Annotated in this window: 5 protein-coding genes; 2 read left to right on the top strand and 3 right to left on the bottom strand. The window is 61.7% G+C overall.

Annotated elements, in window-relative coordinates; genetic code table 11:
- Positions 1 to 244: 244 nt before the first annotated feature.
- Both B056_RS0129095 and B056_RS43205 read right to left on the bottom strand, forming a co-directional pair.
- Positions 245 to 517 (bottom strand): hypothetical protein, encoded by a 273-nt coding sequence (locus B056_RS0129095; RefSeq protein ID WP_018505364.1) that lies wholly within the window; start codon positions 515 to 517, stop codon positions 245 to 247.
- 192 nt (positions 518 to 709) lie between these two features.
- Positions 710 to 1,981, bottom strand: coding sequence for an AlbA family DNA-binding domain-containing protein (locus B056_RS43205; RefSeq protein WP_154677298.1), 1,272 nt, complete (start codon positions 1,979 to 1,981; stop codon positions 710 to 712).
- 143 nt (positions 1,982 to 2,124) lie between these two features.
- Here B056_RS43205 and B056_RS0129090 point away from each other — a divergent pair, with 143 nt between their 5' ends.
- Both B056_RS0129090 and B056_RS0129085 read left to right on the top strand, forming a co-directional pair.
- On the top strand, positions 2,125 to 2,628 hold the full coding sequence (locus tag B056_RS0129090) for a hypothetical protein (RefSeq protein ID WP_154677297.1): 504 nt from the start codon (positions 2,125 to 2,127) through the stop codon (positions 2,626 to 2,628).
- A 1,220-nt stretch (positions 2,629 to 3,848) separates the two neighbouring features.
- The gene (locus B056_RS0129085; RefSeq protein ID WP_018505362.1) at positions 3,849 to 4,151 is read left to right on the top strand and encodes a hypothetical protein; all 303 of its coding nucleotides are present in this window, start codon (positions 3,849 to 3,851) and stop codon (positions 4,149 to 4,151) included.
- A 232-nt stretch (positions 4,152 to 4,383) separates the two neighbouring features.
- On the opposite strand, the gene B056_RS41175 is transcribed toward B056_RS0129085, so the two are convergent.
- Positions 4,384 to 6,054, bottom strand: a complete 1,671-nt coding sequence (locus B056_RS41175) for a S8 family serine peptidase (RefSeq protein ID WP_230203246.1) — start codon at positions 6,052 to 6,054, stop codon at positions 4,384 to 4,386.
- Between the last annotated feature and the right edge of the window lie 121 nt (positions 6,055 to 6,175).

The raw sequence follows: 6,175 nt of genomic DNA, 5'->3' as shown, positions 1-6,175 counted from the left end.
CGCCTACCGGGTCAAACGCCCAACAGATACCGGCACCCGCCATGATCGGCCACCTACGATCATCCTCGCCCGCGCGGCTTAACTAAGCGGTATTGGGCTATGACACCTATCATGCGGGGGAATCTGCGTTGCCATTCGGCGTCGAGAGCGAAGACGTCTCCTCTCCGACCGATGGCGCCCTTGCACAAACAGCAGGTGAGGCTAAAGCGTGGACTGGGCACGTGATCCTCTCCGACTCGCTCAGCTAATCCGCCAGGTCCGGACGCCATTCACGGATGTCGTCGTCGAAGTCGCCGTCACGCACATCACGCAGCGCGGCGGCGTAGCCGATCTCGATGGCCTGAATGAGCATGTCTGCGACGTCGGCAGGCATGTCCGGGTCACCGTACTCTGACCACAGGTTCGCCACCGCCTCCCGCGCTGCGGAGACATCGGTCGGATCGTTGACCAGGATGGCGTACAGGCCTTGCATGTCTTCGATCCAGCTGTCGAGCTGCTTCCGGGTTGGTGCCACCATGAGGACCAGTGTCCGCTTTGCGGCCCGTCCAACGCCGAGCGGGGGCCGGGCCGTGAGCGACACCATGCTCGAAGTGACCAGCAGCGCCGAGCGGCGGGCTACCCAGCGGTGCTGCTACGAGAACACCTGGCCGCAGAGATCGACCGCGACGAGCTGAAACCCGCCGCGAGCGTATCGGGAATGATCTCACCCCTATCCGTCGATCACGGTGACTCCGGATTCCTGCGCCCAGGCCATGTAGTGATTACGCCATCGAATCGGCAGCCACCCACCACGCCGAATCTCGCCGTCACGAGTGATCTGCGACGGCTCAGCTAGACCGAATTCCTGGAACAACGCGGCGACGAGAGTGTGAGTAGCGGTGACAAGCGAAGGGCCATCCACGGCCAAATCATCAATTGAAGCCACTCCGTCTGCCACGGGAGGATAGTCAAGTCTGGCATTTCCGAGCTGACTAGCGAACGTGCCGATGCTCGCCAGGCTAAGATCACCGCCAGTTGTCTCGATTTGTGCCTGCACGGCAGCAACACCGCCGGTTGCCGCTCGATCACGTGCGTGGCGCGCCAAGAATCGTAGGCTCCCGAGTATGGCGTCAACTACGTCCTCGTCAGATACCTGATAGCTTGCATCCGCTGGAACTTCCCTGGATTCGACCGGAATGGCTACGGTGCCAGCTCCAGTGGAATGCAGGATACACGCCGGTTCCCTCACCGACGAGTATCCGCCGTGAGCGATAAACCGACCCCTTCTCAGATAGTGGGACACCAAGGAGCTCTTCTTGCTTCCCCCTACGAGCGGGAGATCTCCCACGACCTCCGACCTGAAGGAATTGAAAGAATCCGCATCCACCCGAAAGTAACCGGGAATGTCCGGAACGAGCGAGATAATAACCCGGACTCCATCGTAGATCGACTCATTGGCGAGAAGTTTCATCAGTTCCTCGTGCACCATTTCCAGCTCGCCTTTTTGTCTCCCGAAGCCTATGAAGCGATTCCTATACGCCTGCGAGACCTCCATCTCCGACAGGTAGGTTGTGGTAGTTCCGGAGCGGCGAGGATACGTCAGTGCACCGCCTGATCCAGTAACCGCGTGGGGCCCGGAGGGGCTCCACGGAACGGCGATGAGCAGGAACCCCCGACCGGGATCATCGGGGTTCTCCACACTTCGCGCCTCGGCAGCGGGGCGGGGATAGATCCATGAAGAGACGACGTCGTCAACCCACCGTTTGTGGCCATCGGTGATCGGCACATCCGCGACCCTCGCTGCGCGAGCCTGATCGTCCTCGCCTATCCCGACGATAAGGAGGCCTCCGGCGCTGTTGGCCATGGCCGCGACGTCTTTTGCCAATTCGAACCTCTTGCGCTCCTGGGCATCCCTGGGCGTCCCGGGTGGAAGCTGGTAGTGGCCGACCTTGAAATCCAGATCTGGCGCTTCGGGCGCCTGGGCTCCGACCAGGCCAGCCACTTGCGCATACGAAGCTTGGTCCCATCGCAATCTGAGGAGCGATTCGAGCCGAGGCGAGCGAAAGGCCGTCATGGCCACGATCTTGCCACTTGATCCAGATCCGTCGTCGGGAGAGGCGACTGTGCCGCGCGCTTGCGGAGGCCGTGACCATCTTCGAGTCCGCTCAGGTCGGCCTGCGTGACGCCGCCTCGCAGATGGTCCAGGCCATCGTGACCGGGCTGGAGGCGCGCACCCGCGCGGCGGCTGGGGACGCCGCCGGCTTCCGGGCCACGTTCGCTCGTGGCACCGCGATCCTGGACAGCGCCCGCGCGGGTGACGGCCCGCCGTGGGCCTACTGGATGGCCGAGGGTGCCGAGTTCCCGATGGTGCTGGAGAACGGCCGGGGGCTGATGATGGTCGGTGAGCCACACCGGGCTGTCGAGGTCCTGACCGCGCAGCTCCCTGGGCTGGCCGACTATCCACGCGACGTCGTGCTGACGCAGGCGTACCTCGCTGAGGCGCATCACCTCGCTGGCGACCAAGACGAGGCAGCGACGTTCGCTGACCTGGCTCGGTCTGGTCTGGCAGGTGGCGTTCAGTCGCCGCGTACTGCGGCGGTCCTGGGCAGGCTTGCCGATGGTCTCGCCCACAGGCCACGCGGCGACTGACCCGGCACGGCCACTCGCCCTCTCGCCCCGGGGGGCTCGGCGCAGCGCCTATACGACGGCGATCGGTTGACGGCAAGCCAAGATCGGACGGACTCGGACATTCGGTTTCGCGGGACGCCCGGTCGCCCCGCTCGGCGGACGGCTGCCGCCAGGTAGCAGATCGTGTACCCCCATGACCCTCGACGAACCCTGCGGGCTGGGCAGGCATGTAGCCGGCGTCGGTAGCCGCACCCGGCGTTTACCGACGCCGGCCGCTGTCCCGGCCGGCGGCTCGAGCCTGTGCCACCAGGGCAAAACAGCCCTGAGCGACAGTTCTCCAACCTGTTATACGGCGGCTACCCTCGCTCGGAATGCGGCAGCAGATCTGGCTCCGTCCCGATATGGCAGCGACTCTGGCGCGTCCGCGGAATGTCCGCACACATCCGATTTCGATAGATCACAATGAGATCGGACGACAAACGATATCCAAACCAGGAGGGGTAGTCAGTGCTTGCGAATGAGACTTCCAGCAGCGTGTCGCGGCGGGCTGTTCTGGCAACGGGCCTAAGCGCGGCGGCTGTTGCCTCAACCGTGATATCGGCAACACCGGCCGCGGCATGGACATTGACGAATCCAATTCAACAGGACTGGCGCTTCTGCAACAGATGCTTCAGCTTGGTGCGAATTAACCTCGACCCAATGGTCGGAAATGCATGCTCTGCCGGCGGCGTGCACGTTGTCCAGGGATGGAAATTCCATCTTCCATACACCACTAGCAATATTAGACACGCCGGCGAAACCTCGGAACGGCAGAGCGCCTGGATGCAATGTGCAAATTGCGCGGTCCTGTACTACGACGATTTCCGTGGACCATGCGCCAACAGCGCATACGGCCACGACTTCGTTCGCATTGTTCAATATCTTATGCCTCATGACATCAACCCGCAGCCAGCCTATACCCAGGCCGCATGGCGATTCTGTTTCAAGTGCAGCTCAATGTATTTCGACGGATATCAGCCCAACCGAGGCATCTGCCCGGGAAACTCAGGCTGGGGGCATGCCGCAGCCGGATACATGTTCCAGATCCCCGTATATTCATACACCTGACAGATTGTCCGGCAAACAGACTCAGTTATCGAACTCGACGCTGGGGTGGAGTTTCGTGCGCGATGATCTGGCGGAGGTGGAGGCCCGCGTAGCATCCGAGTGTACGAGCGCGCCCGGGTCGCCGAGGCCCCGCCATGGGCGTGTACTGGATGGGCGAGGCGGCCGATTTCCCGATGTGCCTGGAGAACAGCCGGGCCCTGGCGATGGTCGGCGAGCCACGTCAGGCGATCGGTGTTCTCACCCCGAAGGTCGCCGCGATGGCTGACTATCCGCGCGACGTGGTGCTGACGCAGGCCTATCTCGCCGAGGCGCATGCCGCAGCCGGCGACGCCGACCAGGCAGCGAGCTATGTTGCGCAGGCGAGTGCTGGACTTGCGGCTGGAGTGCAGTCCCCTCGGGCGGCTGCGGTGCTGGCAGGCATTCCGACGGGAGCCTGACGACCACGACCACCCGGTACCCGCTGTTTCTGGTCATCACGGCCCGCAGACTTCTCGCGGTGGCGTGATCTCAATGCCGGCCGCCACCGCGATTCTCCGCGCCTATCGGTTCACCTTCAGCTCGACGCGCAGGTCCAAGAGAGGCCGTGCTCGCCCGGCATCCCGGCGTGACCCGCCGGGCGTACAACCACCCTCTCTGCCCCGAGCCGTGGATGCAATTCCTGCATACAGCTCACAGATGTCCTCCTCTGTAGTTGAGGAGGGCGGCGGCATCGATCTTGCCCAGACCGAACCGAGGGTTCCACACCGGACCGGTCACCTGATCTCTGCGGGATGTGACCCGGAACCGATGCCGAATTTCCTCCGGGGTGAGCTTTGGTTCCCGTTGCAGCATTAGCGCGATAAGGCCAGCAATGAACGGTGCTGCCATGCTGGTGCCCTGGATCGTGATATACGGCGCGGTCGGGTGGATCAACTCCGCATAGTCAGGTCTCATAGCCATTTCGCTGCCATCGGCCAGAGCGGCAGTAATAAATTGCCCTGGGGCCGCGATGTCTGGCTTAAGAATCCCCGCGCGAGTCGGTCCCACGCTAGAAAAACCGGACATGTGGCCGACGGTGAGTCCGGCAGAGTTAACATTACCGAGCCTGCCTAGGTAGCCGGTCTTACTGATAGAGGAACCGACAGCGATGCAGCGCTCCGAGGTGGCCGGAGTACCAACAGAGTAACCTGGAGAAGGCCGACGGAATATATGTCGGGACGTGTAGGGATTTGCAGTTTCCGCCCAGGCATGCACCTCTCCATGCATGACGGTGAGCGGTCGGATCCGAATCGACCAGACGTCGTCAATCCTGCCGCCGGCAAGCTGAACAAATAGGTTTTGGTCACGATTTATAGGATTTTCGATAAAGTCGGCCCGAAAGGCGCCATCGGCGGTCGTTACAATGTCGCCAGTCGGTTGATGCGAAATACCCCGGGGCGTTTCAACAAAGATGTCTACATCGTCCCCTCTAGGGATCCATACGTCGACGTATTCTAGATTTGTGTCGGAGATTCGGAACGGTATGACAAGATCTTGTCCTTCTACAAGTTGACCTTGGGAATGTATCGCGTCCTCGCCTTCATTACCGGCCGACACAACGACTATCCGACCTGGTCCACTTTGTCGCATTATCGCAAGTTCGAGCGCCGAAGTCCCATCATGCGAACCAAGATTGGTGCCAAGACTCAAGCTGACAACGGCCGGCCGACCTGCAGCGAGGTTAAACGCATCCGCGATCCCTCTCATTGTATGGTCGTCGTATAGTGGTTCGCTGCGTACGGCCATGATCGCAGCATTGGGAGCTACACCGCGGTACTGGCAGCCGGCGGCGCCTCGGCCATTGCCTGCGGCAATGGAGGCGCAGTGCGTTCCGTGTCCTTTAAGGTCTCCTTCCGGGATCTTATTTGACCCAGTCAACGCACCGTTAATATCATTCTGACTATAGATTTCATAGGTAGTACTGGTGGCTCCGTTGAGTCGGTGGGCGTACACGAATTTTTCGATACGGCTTGACTCGTTGTCGTGACAGAAGTCGGGATGACTCCAGTCAACCCCGGTATCGACGACCGCAACGAGCACGCCATCACCGGTAAGCCCACCGGGAATTCTCGCTAGCGCGTCGTCCAGCCCTGTGGCCGCTCCGCGTGCTTTGTCCATTTTGGTATGCAGAATTCGCGGAGCCTCTACTCGCACCGCCCAAGGTTTATCATCAAGTTCCGCGAGTGCGGACGGAGGGACCAGGCCAAGCAGGACCGCAAAAGCGCCATCATTTGTGGCGTCGTTTGTTCCATCGCTTGGCACCCTGTCGCCATGTTCTCTGATCCAGGCGTCAGCGGCGCCGATCCCGTCGGAGTGTGTCACCAACTTAATCGGAAGCGTGGTGGGAATCGGTGGTGGGACGAACTCCTTCGGGGCCTCAAATCGTGGTGAAGCGGACAGGGCGTGAGCGAGGAGCCGGGCGGCAGGAGACTCGTCCGGTGGC

Source organism: Parafrankia discariae, assembly GCF_000373365.1.
Taxonomy (GTDB): domain Bacteria; phylum Actinomycetota; class Actinomycetes; order Frankiales; family Frankiaceae; genus Parafrankia; species Parafrankia discariae.
Note: the sequence above shows the minus strand (reverse complement) of the source record. Positions and strands in the feature narration are given on the sequence as shown.

Excerpts from the sequence above, each read along its gene's own strand:
- B056_RS0129095 (WP_018505364.1), bottom strand. The coding sequence starts at position 517 with ATGGTGGCACCAACCCGGAAGCAGCTCGACAGCTGGATCGAAGACATG.
- B056_RS0129085 (WP_018505362.1), top strand. The coding sequence starts at position 3,849 with ATGGGCGTGTACTGGATGGGCGAGGCGGCCGATTTCCCGATGTGCCTG.